This window comes from Endozoicomonas sp. ALB091, from assembly GCF_049310265.1.
In the GTDB taxonomy this organism is placed as follows: domain Bacteria; phylum Pseudomonadota; class Gammaproteobacteria; order Pseudomonadales; family Endozoicomonadaceae; genus Endozoicomonas.
The window spans coordinates 871,694-891,912 of the sequence record NZ_JBLYNQ010000007.1 but is presented as its reverse complement, the minus strand read 5'-3'; the positions used below and the strand labels follow the sequence as shown (position 1 = coordinate 891,912).

Genomic DNA, 20,219 nt, shown 5'->3' with positions numbered 1-20,219 from the left:
GGTTAACTCCTATTCCTTGGATTTGACGGTAAATTCTTCCATTTCCAGATCTTCAAGACGTTTGGCTTCTTTCTCAGCCTCTTCATCCTGTACCTTGCAGAACTCCTCAAACTTCTCCACAGCCATCTTGGCTTTAAAGTGAGCCTGTCTCGCTTCTTCCAGGACCTGCTCCGCTTTGACTACCTGTTGTTGTGCTTCTACCACCCGTTTTTCTGCATCGGCAATGGCCTGTTCCAGGGAGGCATCTTTCTCCCGTAACATGGCAACTTTCTGCTTCAACAGATCCAGATCATGCTGCTGAACACTTGTGTTCATAATGTTATCGTATAGCCGCTGTTCTTCTTGACTGCGCCATACAACATACTCTTCCAGATCCTTTTGACGTTGTGCCACTTCCTGCTTGCGTTGTTCGACCTCCTGATGGGCGAGATCCAGCTCATGCTGACAGCGCTTCACCTCCCGTTCAGCCGATTCCTCCCGTATATTTTTAACCTTCAGCAGATCATGCAGCATCTTCTCAGTAACCTACGATTTGCTGTAGTTGGGCAATTGTCTGGTCGAGGGGCATCAGTTCATCCGTTCTCTGCTTGAGAAAAGAGCGGATGGTTTCAATTTTCTGAATCGCCTCGTCGGCCAGTGGGTCAGCCCCCTGTTTGTATTCCCCGACTTTTACCAGTAATTCAATATCTTCATATTTGGACATCAGGGCTCTTGCCCGACTGACCGCCGCCCGGTGGTCTTCGGTAGTAATGGCATTCATCACACGGCTGGCACTGGCCAGCACATCAATGGCCGGGTAGTGCCCGGATGCGGCCAGCTTTCGGGAGAGAATGATATGACCATCAAGAATCGAGCGTGTTTCATCCGCTACCGGCTCGGTCATGTCATCCCCTTCAACCAGCACGGTATAGAGTGCCGTAATAGAGCCTACATCTGACATCCCGGTGCGCTCCATCAGCTTGGGAAGGGTGGCAAATACCGAAGGCGGGAAACCCCGACGGGTCGGTGGTTCTCCGGCGGCCAGTCCGATCTCACGCTGGGCACGGGCAAAACGGGTGACAGAGTCCATAAGCAGAAGAACCCGTTTGCCTTTATCACGAAAAAACTCAGCAACGGCTGTTGCAGTGTAAGCGGCTTTGGAACGCTCCATGGAGGACTTGTCGGAGGTCGCCACAATAATAACCGATTTCTTAACCCCCTCCGGGCCAAGGTCGTGCTCGATAAACTCCCGCAGCTCCCGCCCCCGTTCACCGATCAGGGCCAGTACGGTGACATCCACTTCCGCTCCCTTGACCAGCATGGACAACAGGGTACTCTTACCACCACCGGCCGCTGCAAAGATCCCCATTCTCTGCCCTTCACCACAGGTTAGAACGCCATCAATGGCTTTAACGCCCAGGGGAATGGGGTGGTCAATAATTCTTCGGGTCATGGGGTCGGGGGCATCGGTATAAACCGGGTAATGAGCTTCAGGCTCAATGCCATCAAATGCGTCAGGGTTTAATGGGTTGCCCATACCGTCCAGCACATGCCCCAGCAGGTGAGGGCCAACGGCTACGTGGTGTACTTTGCCGGTTGGAATAACTTCAGTGGTGGAGGAGATCCCCATAATTTCACCCAGGGGGGATAGTACCGTCTCATGTCCCTGGAAACCGACCACTTCGGCGTATGAGTTCCGGTCGCTGTCATCAGGGTTATTGGGGGATACCAGCTCACAGAGCTCACCGATTTTGACACCAGGCACCGCCGCTTTGATGATCATGCCCTGAACTTCAGTAACACGGCCACGAATATCAATCAGCCTGCCGCTTTCCACGGTGCTTTGCAGCGCATTGGTGAGATAGTTAAAAGTTTGAGCCAACTTGATGCCTCCATTATTTTTCTTGCTATGGATATGCTGCTATCGAGATCCTTCTGCTTTCCATGCTCGGTAAATGCAGCATTACCTGCCCTGACAGCATGGAGTTATTATCCAGACGCGGCAGAGTATAGTTGCTCTACTCAATACGTGGCTGAAAAACCGGATAAAGGATTCCCGAATCCATTACAGGCTGCTATTTTTCTTTTCGGCCTGATGATTTCGAGCTGAAATGGTGTTGGTAAAATAAATGCAGCGAAATAAAAGAAGGGCTGTGAAAGCCCTTCATGGTATTGGGTATTTTGGGAGTTACACCATCATTCCCATATCGCCGGGGCCTCCGGGGGCTCCTCCGGGACCACTCTGGGGGCGGGGAGGGGTGGATGTTGAAGAAGTCTGGTCCTGCTTGGACTCATCCAGTTCACTGACACACCATTCCAGAGTGTTGACGAACTTTTCCAGGGTGGACTCGAATAAACCGTAATCGCAGGAAGCCTGCAGGGAGCGAATCAGCAGTACTTCAGTTTTGTCATGGTTCAAGGCCAGAAAGGCACCCTGCATACTATGGTGCTGGAGGTTCAGTGAACACATTTTTTCCAGCAGTGTGGTTTTCTCCGGACTGTCATGGGTAATCATGGGTCGAACAGAAGCAACAAATACCAGCGCCTCATCATCTTCCAGATACTCCATGTTCACGATCAGGGTGTCGTCAAAACACAACCCGCAGGCATCGTGTTCGTTTAATTTGAGTTCTCCCAGGCCGATGCTCTGGGCAAAGTGTTGTAGATGCTGTTCTACATTCTGCTTGAAAGACATCAGGCCCTTCCCTCCAGTGATTTATTTTTCATAATTGAGCAATTTATTTTTGATAGGCTATTTATAGCTTAGACACTATATATAGCTCAGACATTCGCCATGGGAAAAAATTCCATAGATTTAATCGGCGGATTGTCACATTTCATAAAAAGCTGAAATAAATTCGCCAATCAAGGGATGAAAAGCCTGCCGTTTTACTTCATGATGCAAAATCGCTCAAGATTGTCAGGTTTGGTAGATAGTTTGTGATTGATGACACCATTTGGATGAAAGAAGCCCTGCTGGAAGCTGATAAAGGCCGTACCCTGGGCGAGGTGCCCGTCGGTGCTGTCGTGGTTAAGGAGGGTCAGATCATCGCCCGGGCGTGTAATCAACCTATTTCATCCTGTAATCCCGTTGCTCATGCTGAAATTCTGGTACTTCAGTCAGCGGCTGCAGCCATTGGCAACTACCGTCTGCTGGATTGTGATCTCTATGTTACGCTGGAGCCCTGCACCATGTGTGCAGGTGCGATTGTCCACAGTCGGATTCGTCGCCTGATCTACGGTGCAACAGAACCCAAGGCCGGTGCCATTGTCAGTGCCGCAAGGGTTCTTGAACAGCCTCAGATGAACCACCGGGTAGAGGTTACCGGAGGTGTCCTTCAAGATGAATGCAGTGGGATGATCAGCGAGTTTTTTCGTTTTCGCCGTCAGCAAATTCGTGAACAGCGGGGAAAGCAGCCTTTTGTTGATAAATAGCCTGTGACTGCTGGTTTCCGAAGGCTGGTTTCGATTATTATAGGCAGCCTTTGAATATCCCCCTGAGTTGAGAGGCTAAAGCATAAGGGCTGGCTGTAATCCAATCAGGAAGTGGCCACTCATCCGGGCTTCCTGATGTTTATTATTAGCTCATCCAGGCTGTAGCTCCTCACTAGCTGTTAATTGGCCCGAGGACAGACCAGAACATGCTGATACTGCGTGGCACCCCTGCACTTTCCCAGTTTCGCCGTCAAAAGCTGCTCGCTCAGCTGCAGAGCCGAGTGCCAGAGATCTCCTGTGTTGTTGCTGAATTCCAGCATTATGTGAAAATCCAGTCGTCCTGTGCGGAAGGTCTGAGTGAGAGGCAGTCTGATATTCTGGCCAGACTATTGACTTACGGCCCAAAGATTCAACAGATAGAACCTGACAGCTTTTCTTCCAGGGCAGAATTTCTGGTGGTTCCCCGTCCGGGCACGATTTCCCCCTGGTCCAGTAAAGCATCCGATATTGCTCACAATTGTGGCCTCGGTATGATCCAGCGAATCGAGCGAGGCGTTCGGTTTTTGGTGTTTGCGGATACCCGTTTATCAGAAGATCAGGAAACACGGATTGCAGATTTGCTCCATGACCGGATGACTCAGGCTGTCTTCCGTGATGAGGGTGAAATTACCAAACTGTTTGTTGTGGCCGAGCCAGCCCCGATGACTACTGTGTCCATTCTGGAAGGCGGCAGAGAGGCACTGGCTGCGGCTAATCTTTCCCTGGGCCTGGCTCTGGCTGAGGATGAAATCAACTATCTGATAGAGAGCTATCAAAAACTCGAACGGGATCCTACGGATGTTGAGTTGATGATGTTTGCCCAGGCAAACTCGGAACACTGTCGGCATAAAATTTTTAATGCTTCCTGGAGTATTGATGGTGAAGAGCAGGATCTTTCCCTGTTCAAGATGATCCGAAATACTCATGCCCTGCACAGTGAAGGGGTGCTGTCAGCTTATAAAGATAACGCCTCGGTTATTGAAGGTTTCCACGCAAAACGGTTTTACCCGGAATCTGACAGCCGTGAATATGGTTTCAATGAGGACGATATTCATATCCTCATGAAGGTAGAAACCCACAACCACCCGACGGCCATCGCACCCTGGGCGGGAGCCGCCACCGGTTCTGGTGGTGAAATTCGTGATGAAGGTGCCACCGGTAAGGGATCCAGGCCCAAGGCCGGTCTGACCGGATTCACCGTATCTAACCTGAACATTCCAGGCTATCAACAGCCCTGGGAACAGGATTATGGCAAGCCAGGCCGCATTGTCTCGCCGCTGGAAATCATGATCGAAGGCCCATTAGGCGGTGCCGGTTTTAATAATGAGTTTGGTCGTCCAAACCTGTGTGGCTATTTTCGTACCTTTGAGGCCAGCGTCAAAGGCGTTGCAGGCTATGAGGTTCGTGGCTATCACAAGCCCATTATGCTGGCCGGTGGTCTTGGCAATATCAAAGCTGAACACGTTGAAAAAGGGGAGATCCCGGTGGGTGCCAGGCTGATTGTCCTGGGCGGTCCTGCCATGCAGATTGGCCTGGGTGGTGGCGCGGCCTCTTCCATGACATCGGGTGAAGGTCAGGAAGACCTGGACTTTGCCAGTGTGCAACGAGACAACGCGGAAATGGAGCGTCGATGCCAGGAGGTGATCGACCGTTGCTGGCAGCAGGGGGACAGGAACCCCATCGCATTTATTCACGATGTGGGGGCCGGTGGTCTCTCCAACGCACTGCCTGAACTCGTCAGTGATGGTGGCCGGGGCGGTCACTTCCAGTTGCGTGCCATTCATAATGATGAACCGGGCATGTCGCCGCTGGCGCTCTGGTGTAATGAGTCCCAGGAACGTTATGTGATGGCGGTGGCGGCCGAAGACCTTCACCGCTTCGAAGAAATCTGTCAGCAGGAGCGTTGCCCTTATGCCGTGGTGGGTGAAGCGACCCAAGAGCAGCGGCTGCTGCTGGATGACAGCCACTTCAATAATCACCCGGTGGATATGCCGCTGGATGTGCTGCTGGGTAAACCACCCAGGATGCACCGTGAGATTCAACGTCAGTCCTTCGAGCGTGATCCCCTGGACCTGACCGACATCAAGCTGCTGGAAGCGATGGAGCGGGTATTAAAACTGCCATCCGTTGCCAGCAAGAACTTCCTGATCACCATTGGCGACCGAACCATTACCGGTCTGGTTAATCGTGACCAGATGGTGGGCCCCTGGCAGGTGCCTGTGGCAGACTGCGCGGTGACCGCAACGGCTTTTCAGGGCTATACCGGCGAAGCCATGTCCATGGGGGAACGCACACCGCTTGCCCTGATCAATGCACCCGCTTCCGGTCGCATGGCGATTGGCGAGGCGATTACTAATATTACCGCTGCCCGTATTGGTAAAATCGGGGATATCAAACTGTCGGCCAACTGGATGGCCGCAGCAGGTCATCCCGGTGAAGATGAAAACCTGTTTGATACGGTTAAGGCCGTGGGTATGGAGCTTTGTCCGGCTCTGGGTATTGCTATTCCGGTGGGTAAAGACTCCATGTCCATGAGCACCCAATGGCAGGAAAATGGGGAAGATAAGCGTGTCACTTCACCACTGTCGCTGGTTATCTCGGCATTTGCCCCGGTCCGGGATATTCGCAGGACGGTGACGCCCCAGCTGAGGACGAATCAGGGTAATACCGATCTGCTGTTGATTGACCTTGGCCGTGACCATAATCGACTGGGTGGTTCAGCACTGGCCCAGGTCTATGGTCAGGTAGGTGACTCGGCACCGGACGTTAACTCCCCGGAAGATCTGAAAGGATTCTTTAATGCCATTCAGGAACTGATGGATAAAGACCTGCTGCTGGCCTACCACGACCGCTCCGACGGTGGCCTGTTTACCACCCTGATTGAGATGGCGTTTGCTGGCCATACCGGTATTGCGGTTGATCTGGATAAGTTGGCTGGCAACAAGTCCATGGTTCTGCCAGCTCTGTTTAATGAAGAGCTGGGTGCGGTTATCCAGGTGCGCCACCGCGAGAAAGGCCTTGTTAAGGATATCCTGGCTCAGCATGGTCTTGCTGCCTGTTCTCACACCATCGGTACCCTGGCTGCTGGCCAGCGGGTATCGTTCCGGTTCAATGGAGCCGAGCTGGTCAGTGAAAGCCGGATCAAGTTCCAGCGCTGGTGGGCAGAAACCAGCTATCGCATTCAGGCGCTGCGGGACAATGCCGAGTGTGCACGACAGGAGTTCGATAACCTGCTGGATGATCATGATGACGGGCTTCATGCCTCCCTGCCTTACGATATCTCTCTGGATGTGGCGGCTCCCTATATCAACACCGGTGTTCGTCCAGCCATGGCCATTTTGCGGGAGCAGGGTGTCAATGGTCAGGTAGAAATGGCGGCGGCCTTTGACCGGGCTGGTTTCAAAACAGTTGATGTGCACATGAGTGATATCCTGTCCGGTCGACGTACTCTGGATGAATTTACAGGTCTGGTGGCCTGTGGTGGCTTCTCTTATGGGGATGTTCTGGGAGCCGGAGAAGGCTGGGCCAAGTCGATTCTCTTTAATGAACAGGCCCGTGATCAGTTTGCCCGCTTCTTCGATCGTCGCGACAGTTTTGCCTTGGGTGTATGCAACGGCTGTCAGATGCTCTCCAATCTGCATGACCTGATTCCCGGTGCTGACTACTGGCCTCACTTTGTCCGCAACCAGTCTGAGCAGTTTGAGGCCCGGGTGGCGATGGTTAAGGTTCAGAAGAGCCACTCAATCCTCTTCCGGGGGATGGAGGGTGCCCGTATGCCAATTGCTGTCGCTCATGGGGAAGGGCATGCCGAGTTTGCCGATCCGTCTCACCTGGAGCGGCTGGCGAACAGTGGTCAGGTGTCTTTGCAGTTTGTGGATAACCAGGGCAGGCCCACCACACGTTATCCCTACAACCCCAACGGCTCGGTGCAGGGAATTACTGGCCTGACCTCTGCCGATGGTCGGGTTACCATTATGATGCCCCATCCTGAGCGGGTATTCCGTACAGTTCAAAACAGCTGGCACCCAGAACACTGGGGTGAAGATGCACCGTTGATGAGAATGTTCCGCAACGCACGGGTCTGGGTCGGTTAACAGGAAAGGTCTTTCCTGTTTTCCCAAAAGGAGTTAACGACATGAATTTGAGACGCTATTGGGCCATATTGCCCCTCACTTTTGCCGCTCTGCTGTCAGGGTGTATGACGGACAGCACAGGGACAACCTATTCAAGCAGTGAGGCCCGGAGAATCCAGCAGGTCAGTTTTGGCACTGTTTCCGAGCTGCAATATGTAACACTGGAAGGCACTGAAGGTGCTGTGGGTACTGTGGCCGGTGCGGCCATTGGTGGTATTGCAGGATCCAGTGTTGGCGGTGGCAGAGGCAGTGATATTGCCGCTATCCTGGGCGGAGTTGCCGGTGGTGTGCTGGGGAGCAGGGCTGAAAAACAGCTGACCACACAGCAGGGTATTGAGATGACCATTCGGCTTGATAGTGGAAAATATATTTCAGTGGTTCAGGAGGTTGACTCAAAAGCGCCTATGCAGGTGGGTGATGCGGTGAAGATTTTGACGCAGGGTAACACGACTCGGGTTGTTCGAATGCGATAGTTTGATGGAGCGGGGCTCGTCTCCGCTCTTGAATAAGTTTTGGAGGCTTTCCGGCTATGGGTGAGGATGGGCATGAGTAACAAGACAATTGCAGTAGTGCTGGCGGCTCTTCTGGCTCTGGGTGTGACTGGCTGGTTTTTGCTGGCTAAAAAGGATGAGCCTGAACCATTGCCCGTAACGGAAGTCATTCCGATACAGCAGGAGGTCATAGACACGCCGGTGGAAGAGCCTGCTTACTCTCCGGGCATCGAATTTGACGAGTCTTCCGAAGAAACCCGAATCATCCTGAAAACGCCGGATAACGGAGAGTTGAGCAACCTGCTTTCGGAAAAAGTGCTTCGTGACGACAAGGTAGTGGACAAGCCTGCAACCGGAAAATGATGAAAGTGTGAGACATATCTCACATTTTTTCGCGTAATCACTGCTATTGCCATCACGAGTGTATTGATAACGTAAACCTTGCATGGATGCACTTGTCACACGGATGTGACCCCGCCAGCTCTGCTGGTGGGTTTTATTTCTCTTCTTAACTTCCCTTTCCTCCGAACTATTCCTCCCTTCGAACCACGGTTATCAGGACTGGTTGCAAAGCCACTGTCATTTTTTTACTGTGTGGCAAGAAAAGTAAACCTTCATAAATGTTTCATAGTGGTGTGTTAGCTGCACTGGGCTCCGCCTCGGTTAGCAGCCAGACAGAGGTAAGTGATGCCTTTATTAATAGAGCCGGAGATGCTGGCTACCCTGTTGAACGACCAACATCTGCTGGTTCTGGATGCTCGATTCAGTCTCGCCGACCCGAAACAGGGACGGGTGATGTATCACCAGGGACATATTCCGGGAGCGCTCCATGCTGATCTTGAAGCAGATCTCTCCGGTTTGATTATTCCCGGTAAAACTGGCAGGCATCCACTGCCCGAGTCGGCAGACTGGCAGGCAACACTCCGTCGTTGGGGAATGGATAAGCACTCTCAGGTCGTTGTTTATGATGATGGCGGTCATGCCATGGCCGCCAGGGCCTGGTGGCTGTTACGTTGGGCGGGTATCTCTCAGGCTATGATTCTGCATGGCGGCATGAAAGCCTGGCAGGCGGGCCGTTATCCTGTGACTAACGATGTGTCTGAAGTGGCAGAAACTCAGGCTGATTTTACCACGGGACATATGCCAACGGTTTCAGCGCAGGATCTTATGGCGCAGATAGAAACTGAAGGTAGCCTTAGTTATAAACTGATTGATGCCAGGGCTTATGAACGATTCCGTGGAGAAGAAGAAACCCTGGACTCGCAGGCTGGGCACATTCCCGGGGCGGTATGCCATCCATTCGCCAAAAACCTGGATGAAGATGGCCGCTTTCTTTCAGCGGATCACTTGCGGGAACTATTTACTGCACTGGTTGGCGACGACTCCCGGTCTGTCTTCTACTGTGGCTCCGGTGTTACCGCCTGTCACAATATTTTTGCCATGGAGCTTGCGGGTTTGTCGGGTGCCACACTGTACCCCGGCTCATGGAGCGAATGGATAATAGACCCCCTGCATCCTGTCGCCAGAGGCCAATAGCTTCGTGTCATTCAGAGTAACCCACGGGATTTTATCGGGCTCAGCTCACGGATGTGTTTCTGCTGAGCCAGCCTGCCAACAATCTGATGCTGACTGGTAAAACCGGAAACGCACATCTTGATTTCATACTGATCTTTTTTGCTGTTCAGCTCAGCAACAAAACTTTTCAGGTGTAACCCGTTCTCGCTGCTGCACTGGAGAATTTGTTCAAGGCTGCCGGGATCACTGGTGGTGATCAGTCGAAGGTTCAACTCGTTCACGCTGTCATTTCCTGTCAGTGGCAAATGGTCATAAAAAAGCCCCCGGACCGGTTAGGGTGCGGGGGCTCGTTTCTGCTTTTCAGCTATCCACGATAACTCCCCCGGAGCATCATAATGGTGCCGGGTTTCATGGTAATCATGGCAAGCAGTGAAGAATTCATAGCGATAAGTAAGTATGCGTATTGTTGTTCGGTCAAAACTTATAACAAACCAGATAGGGTATGTAAAGTCTTAAGTTCGGCTAATCAGCGATAATTCTTGATATATCTTCCATAATTATTCATGGGAAAACCTCTCAGCCTTGATGATGTATTCAGGTAGAATGACTGTTTTTAGCGAGTGTTAAAGAGCTGGTGACTTAATGAATTCATGGACTGTTGATAGCTGGAGACATATGCCGTTGCTCCAGCTGCCGGAATATCCCGACCAGGAAAAATTGAGCCGGGTTGAACAGGAGCTGGCTGCCATGCCACCGCTGGTTTTTGCGGGTGAAGTGAATGAGTTGAGAAACCGTCTGGCAGAAGCGACCGAAGGCAGAGCATTTCTGCTGCAGGGGGGAGACTGTGCAGAAAGCTTCCTGGAGTTCTCGGCTAATAACATCCGTGACACGTTTAAAGTCATGATGCAGATGGCGGTGGTGCTCACCTTTGGTGCTGCCTGCCCGGTGATCAAGGTAGGGCGTTTGGCCGGCCAATTTGCCAAGCCAAGAACTTCTGGCACTGAAACCATCAATGGTGTTGAATTGCCGATCTATCGCGGTGATATCATTAACGGCACCGAGTTTACCCCGGCGGCTCGTAATCCGGACCCCCAGAGAATGCTGCAGGCCTATCACCAGGCTGCTTCCACCCTGAACCTGCTGCGAGCTTTTGCCCAGGGTGGCCTGGCCTCTCTGGAACAGGTGCATGCCTGGAATCTGGACTTTGTTGCAAACAGCCCACAGACTGATCAATACCGCAACATGGCTGACCGAATTGATGAATCGCTGGATTTCATGAGAGCCTGTGGCATCTCAGCAGAGCATTCGTCCACCATCCGAGAAACCGCATTTTATACCTCCCATGAAGCGTTGTTGCTGCCTTACGAACAGGCGCTGACCCGCCGTGATAGCCTGTCCGGTAACTGGTATGACTGCTCAGCCCATATGCTCTGGGTGGGTGACCGAACCCGTCAGGTCGATGGTGGTCATGTTGAGTTTGTCCGTGGTATTCAAAACCCGATTGGTTTGAAAGCAGGCCCAACCCTGCCACCGGATGACCTGATTCGACTGATTGACCGGATCAACCCGGAGAATATTCCCGGCAAATTGAACATCATTGTCCGCATGGGGGCTGACAACCTGGAGAAAGGCCTGCCGCCACTGCTGAAAGCGGTTCAGCGTGAAGGGCGCAATGTGCTCTGGAGCTGTGATCCAATGCACGGGAATACCTACAAGGCCAGCAATGGTTATAAAACCCGCGAAGTATCAAAAATTCTCTCAGAAGTTGAGCAGTTCTTCGCGGCTCATCGCGCCGAGGGAACCTATGCCGGCGGCGTTCACTTTGAAATGACCGGTCAGAATGTGACGGAGTGTGTCGGCGGTGCCAATGCCGTGACGGAAGATCATCTGGGCAATCGTTATCATACCCACTGTGATCCTCGCCTGAATGCTGATCAGGCGCTGGAGCTGGCATTCCTGATTGCTGATACCCTGAAGAAGTGCCGCACGTTGAGAGATAGAACATAGTTTAGGCTCAACCATGCAAGACCGCATTAGCATCATCCGGTGATATTACGACATTAGCTCTGGATGCCACTGTTAATGCGGCTAACATATTCCGTTTAACCAGCAAGTTTAAAAAATAGACATGGTTTACTGATAGCTGTTGACTTATCGTTCAAAAACAATATGATAGGTTTCATCTAACGGGGTATAGCGCAGTCTGGTAGCGCGCCTGCTTTGGGAGCAGGATGTCGGGAGTTCGAATCTCTCTACCCCGACCATATTTCCTTTCCTTACTTCTCTTCTTAAAGCTTCATTGAATTCTTCTCTGCTGCCATTGACAGTTTCGTCTGCATGTCTAGAATAGCTCTGGCTTCGGCGTGTAGCGCAGCCTGGTAGCGCATTTCGTTCGGGACGAAAGGGTCGGAGGTTCGAATCCTCTCACGCCGACCAGTGAAACCAAGGGCTTACAGCACTTAAATATAAAAATATGTTTATGCGAGGCGGGTTTGAGAACAAAAATGAGAACAAAACAAGTGTTTTACTGGGCCAGTGTAGCTTATTTCGACCCTTTGATTTTCGGTGCTTTGCGGATATAAACTTTTCTTCCTTCCTCGGTCTTGTGACCAGAAAACTGTCCTTCGTGATCTGAAACTCCTTTGGCTTTCATGTCGTGAAAAGTAAAACGTTCTTCAGGTGTGATTTTGCCAGCTGCAACGCGACGACGCATGCAGTCTTTAAAGCGACCGGCAAATTTTTGCGGCTCAATGGGTGAACCGTCAGGCTCATGAAAAAGATACTGACTGTTTTTATTAGTGCAGATGGATTTCACCATGGCTACGGCCGTTCGGAGTCTGCGATTCCAGAGTGTGATTTCTGAGATACTGCCTTTTGCTCTTTTGAGGTATACACCTTCTTTAAGCAGGTCGTCATAAGTCAGGGCAAAAATTTCTATTTCCCTTGCCCGACACTGATAGGCTATTTCCATGGCTGCTCTATAAAGAGGCTTCATAGTGCGACGAACTTTTCTGTAGAGCTCGTCTGTAATGTAGAAAGTCCTGGGCTCTTCCTCAAAATTTGGAACTTCTTTAGCGGGATTTTGCCGGGGGGCATCTTCGTACTCCAATACTCCCCATGACCAGGCCGCACTTATAAATGTTTTGATCTGATTGCGGGTCGGATTGCCTTTGAAGGTTTTCAAAAGGCGTAACAGCATGGCTGGAGTTATATTGTTCAGGAGAATATCACCAAACCGGGCGCCATTGTTTGGCCCTCGTCTGTCAATAATTTTTGGGTAGTAAACTTCTTTCCGATTGTGGCGGGTCGATTTGCCCAGTTTTTTGAATTTTTCGCTATCCATATAGGCAGAGAGTAACCATTCAATCGTTTTGGCGCGGGCCTCTTTAATCTGATTCAGTAGCTGATAAATCTTACCCTCAGGCATATCTGGGGAGCCAAGAATAAGACGTTTGCCTCTTTTTGGCTTACCGTTAATGCAACCCAAGTACGGCCAATATACCAATTTGTTGCGATAGACATAGACGTCTGTTGGGTAGCGCCTTTTTTTAGTGCTACTCATCCCCAAGCCTGCCCGTTCTGGTTGTTATTATGCAGGCAATGGTTGATTGCGTTCAGGGTTGTGCAAATGCTCCCCCCACGGCCACGGAAATAGACAATATTGTTGATCTGCAAAAAGTTCAGCAGATCTGCCTGACGTTTAAATTTGCTCCAGAGCATAAGCTGCTCTTCGGTGATGAGTTCACTTGAAGGCAGGTTGGGGCTGTTACCCGTTACAGCTACTGCTGTGTCACTCATATGAACCTCCATGTTCATGTTTTATAGAAATAGGAGGCGCAAAAACAGAATCTAGTCTCTTCCAGAGTCTTTTGATAACATCCTTCAGAGGCTTACTGTTTGCATCTTTATTGGTGCGCCTCAGCCCTTGGAACTGGTGGTTTCTCGGGGCGTCTGAGAGTTTGTTGGTTTAGTCCTGTGTAAACAAACCTGAAAAAATCCCTTGCCATTGGTTTTTCCGATTTTAAGGGTTTTATTGCTTCCTTGGTCTCTATTATCCCTTTTTTTTAGGGTTATGTCAAGTATTTGAGGGGAATTCTGTCTTGTGAGCGACTATTATCCTACGTATAGGAGGTTTCCTGACTTCTTCAGCTTCAAGTCACGTCTTGAGTACGTCCTTGGTGGCCGTAGACTTTATCCTTGGGCATCGGCCATTGGTGTTTCAAAGGGCGCAGCAGAGAAAATGCAAAAGGATGTTGTTCCCGGGTCAGAGATACTGCGTGTCGTTCATCTCCGCGAAGGTGTAGAGCTGACTTGGCTGGTTACTGGAAGTGGAAGACCTTTTTGTATAAATACAGCGTTGGATACTGATGACCTGAACAAAATGGTCAATTTAAATTTGCTGAAAAATTTGAACAAAAGCATTGTTCATCTTTGTCATGATGGACTACAGATAGTTGTGGCAGTGGGAACTCGCAGTAGTTATATCTATAAAGAGAACACAATAAAGTACAGGCGCTGGGAGATGTATTCCGGTCGTTTTTCCCGGAAGTTGGCTGAAACATTAATTTATCATTTTTCCAGTGATGAGGCGGATAGCAAAGAAAATGGTTGGTTTTGCTCACATATTCCAAGCGATAAGCTAACAAGTATTATCAGGGGTGAGCAAGGTGCGTTACACCTCTTCGGTGATAATGATAAACTTAAGCCTTCACTTCAAATTCAGCCGATTGATGATATGGAGCTGATGCTGGGTTCGTTGCTCAGCCAGCTGTCTGAGCAGCGTTCCTCATCAAACGAAAAAAACATCTATGGTGACTTATTGAAGCAAGTGATGATTTGTGTGGATGATTATTGTCGAGAAGACTCAATTCATTTGGATATTGATCAGCAAGCAAAAATTTACACATCAATCTATAACCACTGCCAGCGTACCGGTGAATCCCCGTATTCGGTGGGTTTAAACCTTCTGCCAACACTTTTGGATATTGTGTAGATGCATAACTCCAGACCTGATCTGACAGTGATCGAAATTTCAAAATGGATCTTGTCATCAAGCAAAAAGAATATAAGGCTTAGTACGTGACGTTCTGGAATGAATGCTTGGTTTTGCTTGCCCAAATGACAAATATTGCAGTTGACAATTTGTAGAGGCATATTCTGAATAGTCATTACGCAACGCAGTCATCTGTAATCTTCTTAAGAGGTGAGCGGTGAAGCTTGATGATAAATGCAGTAAGCATTTTATTTATCGCTCGCTCATTGAGTGCGGTGAAACCTGTCAGTCTTTGGGTATTTCCAATCTGCCGTTAGATAGTGCCAGTTGGGATGCACTTGCCGCATTGGCGCGAGAGTTATTGGATCCAGTCGTCGAACGCTTTGGTGAAATCACGCTCACCTATGGTTTCTGTTCTCCTGAGTTGGCTATAGTAAGAAAACGATTGGCAAGCGCCAATCATCAAATAGCCGCTATTTACCCGAGTCTTGATCAACATGCCTGCTATGAACTCAATCAAAAAAAGGAAAGGGTTTGTACTCGCGGTGGCGCTGCCTGTGATTTTCTTGTTCCGGATATCTCATCTCTGGAGATAAGTTTGTGGATTGCAGAACACCTGCCATTTGATCGCCTCTATTTTTATGCCCCAGACAGGCCCATACACTTGAGCTATAACAGCAGTGGAGGTTGCCAGCAGGTTTCAGTGATGCAGCCCAGGAAGGCGGGGCGTGGTTATGTTCCCGCTACAATGACTGCAACGAGGTTTCTGGAGCGCTTTGGTAATGAATCATGAGCAATGGTTGTCATCAATTCAGGAGCTGAGTGTTGGTAAGGTTTTACCAAAGGCAGTCTATATTCACTATGACGCATTGGCCGAGGCATCGCCAGCACTTGCAACATTCATTAGCCGTCAAGCGTCACTGGTTGGCCTTAATGAAGATGACTGGAATATTGTTCGTCTCCACAAGGATGCTTTTAAAGTCACTCTGCTTAGCTACCCTGCATTTATTGATGATGCCTACCCCTGCTTGCATAAAAGTACCGGTATCAATCTGGCCGGAGATCAAATAAAAAGCACCGATTTCTCCAGATCCCTCAATCCGCCGATTTTGCACAGAAAAGAGAACATGGTGCTAACTTCCCACCCGGACTATGAGGATTTCTGTGAGATCACGCGCGAGGGAGAAGAGGCTGGATTGTATGAAAACACCAGAATAATCGGTTTCAAACAGGGCTGGGAGACATTAATTCGGGAGAAGGGTTATGCATTAGTCGATGGTCGTTTGTTTCGCCAAGCATCAGTCGATGCTAGTGAGAGTCCCCCCCATAAGGTTGATCGTCACAAAACAGCGTTGAGTCGGGATGCATTCTCTGCTCCGATGAAAATGCTGGCCAGGCACGGCTTTTTAAACGGTGAGTATTCTGTTTTTGACTATGGGTGTGGCCATGGTGATGATCTCACTGAACTATCGGCCCACGGGATAACATGCTCTGGCTGGGATCCTAACTGGCGGCCTGATGGTACCAGGAAAGCGGGAGACTTGGTTAATCTGGGTTATGTTATCAATGTCATTGAAAATTTGCAGGAGCGGGTAGAGGCTGTTCAGGGAGCATGGCAGTTAACGAAAAAATTACTGGTTGCTTCGGCAATGATTGCCAGTGAAAGGCATATCAATAAATTCAAACCATTTAAAGACGGTGTACTCACTTCCCGCAACACCTTTCAAAAATATTACAGCCAGAATGAACTCCAGATCTTCCTTGAGCAAATTCTGGATGAAGAACCTATTGCTGTAGCTCCCGGAATCTTCTTTATATTTAAGGATAAAGATGAAGAGCAGTTATATCTGTCAAACAGGCAGCGACGCCAGAGCCGTTGGAAGCAGCTGGTACATAAAAGTGTTCGTATCCCTAAGAGACAACAGCTTCTTGAGGCGAACAGGACGTTATTTGAGAGCTTTTGGCAGTGTACTCTTGAGCTGGGTCGCTTGCCTGTTGCCGAGGAGTTTGCAGAAAGTGAACAGCTGGTAGCCGTGATCGGTTCCCCGAAAAAGGCGTTTAAGTTTCTTAGGGAGGAATTTAATACCGACGAGTTGCTGCAAGCTGAAAGAGAGCGTAAAGAGGATCTGAGAGTTTATTTTGCTTTGCAACAGTTCAATAAAAAACGGGTATACAGGCATATGCCTGATCAGTTGAAGAGAGATATCAAGGCTTTCTTTGGGGATTATAAGCGTGCGCAGGAAGAATCCAGAGAATTACTCTTTTCTATCGCACAACCGGAGCTGATTTATAATGCCTGTATTCTGGCGCATCAAGAGTTACCCGCCTCGCTTTATGAAGAGAACCACTCACTGACATTACACAGTAAATTTATTAATCATTTGCCGTCTGTTTTACGAGTCTATGTTGGCTGTGCTGCCCAGCTGTTTGCTGACACGGATGGGGTCGATCTGGTAAAGATTCATATCCGCTCCGGAAAACTCTCCCTGATGGTTTACGAAGGCTTTGACTCTCAGCCATTACCAATGCTAATGGAGCGTATCAAAATAAATTTGCGATCTCGACATGTGGACTTTTTTGACTACGGGTACAGTGAGTATGAACCTCAGCCATTGTATTGGAAGTCTTATCTTATCGATGAATCCTTTACCGATTACAGTAGGCAGAAAAGTTTTGATCAGCGGTTGGCCCGCCTTAATTTACCGGGTATGGATGGTTATGGACTCTCCACAGATGACCTACGAGAAGTTTTGCTCCATGGGTTTGGTTTGAAGGTGCAAGGATATCGTTTCTTTAAAGTCTCGTAATTTATAGCCGATTGAGAGCTGCACTCCTGATTCACTCAGAAGTGCAGGGCAGCTTTCTACAGCAACTGTAACCCCGATATAGTGCGCAAAATTTGCGCTTTGCTTGTATCAATAATGTCGGGATTGGTTTTAATGGACAGGAGGTGTTTTTCTTTCTCTCCAAGGAAGTATGAAATTCGCTCTGCATTAGCCCCTGAGGGATGTGGCATGCCTGATAGTAGCTGTTGTTCTCTTAAAACTTCCCGTTTTACCAGGTACCGCAGCACTTCTTCGACCTTTGAACCCAGTGGAATAAACAGAGTTTCAGGGCTAAGCTGCTGCACTTCGTTAGCAAGGCAGTCGTCGACCATTTGCTTCAATATTGGTGTCTTCAGCATGCTTGGGGTGCCGCTGTAATTTTTACCATTAACGAATATCGGATAGCGCAGTGCTGAGGTGTAATGGACCAGATCTTTTCGAGAGCCGAAAAGATCTGCAGCGCTTTGGATTCCCAGTTTTTCAGGTAATCCAATGTTATCAAGCATGCGGATCAGGTTGGCTCTCATTGGGCCGCCAAAACTAGCCGTCTCTTTAGCGGCAAGCTTTGCATTCGTCAGTGAGTGACCGTTATTAAGTTTTGCCTTGGCTTCTTCCAGAGCCAGTACAGCTTGTTGCATTCCGGGGGTGATACCACAGATAACAACCTTCGCCTGTTTGTTGATGTAATCAAAAGGCGCGTAATAGCTGCTTAATTTACCGGTATCAAACAATTTCAGGCTTTCTGGAAGGGTCCCTTTTTTTTCGATATTGATATTTTTTAACGTGTTAGAAAACTGTTCAAAATTGATATCGTACATATATCTTTCCTGATTTTAATTTATTGCTGATCAGTTAATAAGTGGTTTTCAATGGTCTTGTTTTATGTCCAGCTGTAATGACGTAATCATGTACGCCTCTGACACAATAGGTATTGCTTGCCTTGCTGAGTATTTTTAACAGTTTTTTGGTTTTTTTAATCAACCTGTCCAGCTCTTTATGAGGGATTTGTTGTATGTATGTTCCCCCATGTTGGTGGCCTTCCATAGCCACCATATCCATAATATCCAGCAACTCTGCCCTGATAGCCCGCTGTTGCATTCTTTTTTGAGCGTGAGTGGTTATCATGGTTCTCCCTACCATTGACTCCGGGTTTACGATTTGAGTGCTTTCAAGACATCCTGCAAATCGCCATAAGTATGGATTTCAACTTTATAGAGATCTTCATAGGCCAGTTCTTGGTACTTCTTTAAACCACTGTGTCGCCCATACTTGCCAGACTGATCCAAGTCTTTTTTCAAATACCGTTTTTTGGGTAAAGACAGGTGTTCACCGGCTATTACCGGAAGCCAGAAATACTGGGTTTTCAGATTATGTTCATGGGTGAACGTATATTTCCCTGATGTATAACCATTCATTTTTGCATTTTGTTTCCCTTGCTGAAGGGCGTGACTTTCAATCCAGTCACACTCTTGAATAGTTTTTGTTATCAGCTCTGCTGTGGCGGGCAATTCAGCACTCACGGGCTCTTTTTTGCGCAACTTTTCGAACTCCTCGTCCTCTGGTAGCTCAGTTAAAAGGCAACGAGACAATTGATTGATTAGCCAGTCCGGTTTTATGTCCAGTAACAACGCCAGATTGAGTGCATTTTGAGACGAGAACCAGGCAAGCAGCGTGTCTTCATCTGGACTTTTCCAAAACAGGTCAAATGCTGTCTGACGATTTGTTGTAATCGTTTCCCGGAGCTGGTCAAAAGTAACCAGAGGGCTGCTATGAGGATTGGCAAACGCTTGCAGCCATAATTTGAACTGAAGACCTGTTGATGGGTCTTCCCGACAAGGATCGCCCCGACGAAACTGAGTGGCCTTAAACGTCCCCATCGCTTTTTGCCAGTGAATGACATCATCAACTCTATAGAGGTTATCTTTAAACGGTTTGAGCCGTGCCCTACCCTCGGCATACATAGCGTTACGAATGGTGTCTTCTTTCTTATTTTCCAGTAATGCTACCTGGCGACGGTTTAACACACCTTCACTGGCATGGGGAAGAAACTTCCAATGAACATTAACTTCTATATCCCCTGCCGCTTCATCAATAACCAGACGCGCATGGATCAATTCATACAGGCTTTGTAATTTGAGAAATTTATCCTTGCTATGTGTATAGGTATAACAGCACTGTAGGTAGAGGGGCACTTCCATCTCGCACATATCGATAAACAGGGGAATCTTTTCATCCATATCCCCTCCCAGCCACACTGCATCAGTCGCATACGCATAAAGGTCATTTATAAGGCAGTGGTCTGACTCTTCGTACAGAAGCTGTTTCATCTTCTGCACATTTTCATGATTGGTGTTTAGCCACATCTGATCCAGCAATAGATCATTGAGCTCACGGGTGATATCCATAGCCTCATCACGGCCAATTAATGTAGGCATAGCTTAACTCTCTGAATTATATTTCGCCATAATGCATGCATATTGTCGTGCCATAATGCAAAAAAGTAAAGCGCATTTTTAATGCATCGTTTCTGTGAGTAAGGTTGCGAATAAATTTCACTCTATTCAAACGGCTCAAGCATGCCGATAGATCATTTTTCGAATATAAAATGAGATGAAGTATGAACAGTAGCTACTCCGAACTTTCTGCGCAGGAAGTCAGCAGGCTGCAACGTATTAGCCAGATAAATCTATTGATGAACTGAGAGTACTCCACAATGTTATGAAAAAACTCGAGGTTCCATCATCAAGGAATATGGCTGCCACTATCCTTGATGCAGTGGGGAATGAGCTTGAACACCGTAATATTCCGG

19 protein-coding genes and 2 tRNA genes are annotated in these 20,219 nt (G+C 48.8%); 12 read left to right on the top strand and 9 right to left on the bottom strand.

The features are described from left to right. Positions 1-9 precede the first annotated feature (9 nt). Together sctO and sctN are read right to left on the bottom strand one after the other, a co-directional pair. The gene (gene sctO, locus ACO6UX_RS15730; RefSeq protein WP_422449160.1) at positions 10-513 is read right to left on the bottom strand and encodes a type III secretion system stalk subunit SctO; all 504 of its coding nucleotides are present in this window, start codon (positions 511-513) and stop codon (positions 10-12) included. A gap of 4 nt (positions 514-517) precedes the next feature. Then, the gene (sctN, locus tag ACO6UX_RS15725; RefSeq protein WP_422449158.1) at positions 518-1,861 is read right to left on the bottom strand and encodes a type III secretion system ATPase SctN; all 1,344 of its coding nucleotides are present in this window, start codon (positions 1,859-1,861) and stop codon (positions 518-520) included. On the opposite strand from sctN, the gene ACO6UX_RS15720 reads away from it, so the two are divergent. Next, a complete protein-coding gene (locus tag ACO6UX_RS15720; RefSeq protein WP_422449156.1) occupies positions 1,853-2,089 on the top strand; it encodes a hypothetical protein in 237 nt (78 codons plus the stop codon). The two genes, sctN and ACO6UX_RS15720, sit on opposite strands and share 9 nt — an antisense overlap. Positions 2,090-2,167: 78 nt before the next feature. On the opposite strand, the gene ACO6UX_RS15715 is transcribed toward ACO6UX_RS15720, so the two are convergent. Further along, a complete protein-coding gene (locus ACO6UX_RS15715; protein ID WP_101748737.1) occupies positions 2,168-2,674 on the bottom strand; it encodes a type III secretion system chaperone in 507 nt (168 codons plus the stop codon). Positions 2,675-2,919: 245 nt separating this feature from the next. Here ACO6UX_RS15715 and tadA point away from each other — a divergent pair, with 245 nt between their 5' ends. The 5 genes from tadA to ACO6UX_RS15690 all read left to right on the top strand — a co-directional run bounded on the left by tadA (position 2,920) and on the right by ACO6UX_RS15690 (position 9,613). Then, positions 2,920-3,414, top strand: coding sequence for a tRNA adenosine(34) deaminase TadA (gene tadA, locus ACO6UX_RS15710; protein WP_422449154.1), 495 nt, complete (start codon positions 2,920-2,922; stop codon positions 3,412-3,414). A 206-nt stretch (positions 3,415-3,620) separates the two neighbouring features. Then, on the top strand, positions 3,621-7,547 hold the full coding sequence (gene purL, locus ACO6UX_RS15705; protein WP_422449152.1) for a phosphoribosylformylglycinamidine synthase: 3,927 nt from the start codon (positions 3,621-3,623) through the stop codon (positions 7,545-7,547). Between the two features lie 41 nt (positions 7,548-7,588). Beyond that, positions 7,589-8,059, top strand: coding sequence for a glycine zipper 2TM domain-containing protein (locus ACO6UX_RS15700; protein ID WP_422449150.1), 471 nt, complete (start codon positions 7,589-7,591; stop codon positions 8,057-8,059). A 72-nt stretch (positions 8,060-8,131) separates the two neighbouring features. Further along, positions 8,132-8,440, top strand: a complete 309-nt coding sequence (locus ACO6UX_RS15695) for a hypothetical protein (protein WP_422449148.1) — start codon at positions 8,132-8,134, stop codon at positions 8,438-8,440. A 324-nt stretch (positions 8,441-8,764) separates the two neighbouring features. Next, a complete protein-coding gene (locus ACO6UX_RS15690) occupies positions 8,765-9,613 on the top strand; it encodes a sulfurtransferase (RefSeq protein ID WP_422449146.1) in 849 nt (282 codons plus the stop codon). Between the two features lie 11 nt (positions 9,614-9,624). Here ACO6UX_RS15690 and ACO6UX_RS15685 read toward each other — a convergent pair whose 3' ends face one another. Then, positions 9,625-9,873 carry a hypothetical protein gene (locus ACO6UX_RS15685; RefSeq protein ID WP_209275299.1) on the bottom strand — a complete coding sequence of 83 codons (249 nt, stop codon included), beginning with the start codon at positions 9,871-9,873 and terminating at the stop codon, positions 9,625-9,627. Positions 9,874-10,234: 361 nt separating this feature from the next. On the opposite strand from ACO6UX_RS15685, the gene ACO6UX_RS15680 reads away from it, so the two are divergent. The 3 genes from ACO6UX_RS15680 (at position 10,235) to ACO6UX_RS15670 (ending at position 12,028) form a co-directional block, all read left to right on the top strand. Next, a complete protein-coding gene (locus tag ACO6UX_RS15680) occupies positions 10,235-11,599 on the top strand; it encodes a class II 3-deoxy-7-phosphoheptulonate synthase (protein WP_422449144.1) in 1,365 nt (454 codons plus the stop codon). 180 nt (positions 11,600-11,779) lie between these two features. Next, positions 11,780-11,856 (top strand) — tRNA-Pro (locus tag ACO6UX_RS15675). 95 nt (positions 11,857-11,951) lie between these two features. Then, a tRNA-Pro gene (locus tag ACO6UX_RS15670) sits at positions 11,952-12,028 on the top strand. Between the two features lie 106 nt (positions 12,029-12,134). On the opposite strand, the gene ACO6UX_RS15665 is transcribed toward ACO6UX_RS15670, so the two are convergent. Together ACO6UX_RS15665 and ACO6UX_RS15660 are read right to left on the bottom strand one after the other, a co-directional pair. After that, positions 12,135-13,154 carry a tyrosine-type recombinase/integrase gene (locus ACO6UX_RS15665; protein ID WP_422449142.1) on the bottom strand — a complete coding sequence of 340 codons (1,020 nt, stop codon included), beginning with the start codon at positions 13,152-13,154 and terminating at the stop codon, positions 12,135-12,137. Next, complete coding sequence (locus ACO6UX_RS15660) at positions 13,151-13,390, bottom strand: hypothetical protein (RefSeq protein ID WP_422449140.1); 240 nt, start codon at positions 13,388-13,390, stop codon at positions 13,151-13,153. Before ACO6UX_RS15660 ends, ACO6UX_RS15665 begins: the two co-directional genes overlap by 4 nt. A 304-nt stretch (positions 13,391-13,694) precedes the next feature. Between ACO6UX_RS15660 and ACO6UX_RS15655 the strand changes: the two genes are divergently transcribed. From ACO6UX_RS15655 to ACO6UX_RS15645, 3 genes are all read left to right on the top strand, one after another. Next, entirely contained in the window at positions 13,695-14,585 is an 891-nt protein-coding gene (locus ACO6UX_RS15655; RefSeq protein WP_422449138.1) for a hypothetical protein, read from the top strand. 217 nt (positions 14,586-14,802) lie between these two features. Further along, the gene (locus tag ACO6UX_RS15650; protein ID WP_422449136.1) at positions 14,803-15,378 is read left to right on the top strand and encodes a hypothetical protein; all 576 of its coding nucleotides are present in this window, start codon (positions 14,803-14,805) and stop codon (positions 15,376-15,378) included. Continuing rightward, positions 15,368-17,392 carry a DNA phosphorothioation-associated putative methyltransferase gene (locus ACO6UX_RS15645; protein WP_422449134.1) on the top strand — a complete coding sequence of 675 codons (2,025 nt, stop codon included), beginning with the start codon at positions 15,368-15,370 and terminating at the stop codon, positions 17,390-17,392. The genes ACO6UX_RS15650 and ACO6UX_RS15645 overlap by 11 nt, the downstream gene beginning before the upstream one ends. Positions 17,393-17,448: 56 nt before the next feature. Here ACO6UX_RS15645 and ACO6UX_RS15640 read toward each other — a convergent pair whose 3' ends face one another. The 3 genes from ACO6UX_RS15640 to ACO6UX_RS15630 are packed head-to-tail and all read right to left on the bottom strand — an operon-like array spanning position 17,449 to position 19,845. After that, the gene (locus ACO6UX_RS15640) at positions 17,449-18,228 is read right to left on the bottom strand and encodes a hypothetical protein (RefSeq protein ID WP_422449132.1); all 780 of its coding nucleotides are present in this window, start codon (positions 18,226-18,228) and stop codon (positions 17,449-17,451) included. 34 nt (positions 18,229-18,262) lie between these two features. After that, positions 18,263-18,535 carry a hypothetical protein gene (locus ACO6UX_RS15635; RefSeq protein WP_422449130.1) on the bottom strand — a complete coding sequence of 91 codons (273 nt, stop codon included), beginning with the start codon at positions 18,533-18,535 and terminating at the stop codon, positions 18,263-18,265. Positions 18,536-18,561: 26 nt separating this feature from the next. Then, complete coding sequence (locus tag ACO6UX_RS15630; RefSeq protein WP_422449128.1) at positions 18,562-19,845, bottom strand: hypothetical protein; 1,284 nt, start codon at positions 19,843-19,845, stop codon at positions 18,562-18,564. Positions 19,846-20,219: the final 374 nt, after the last annotated feature.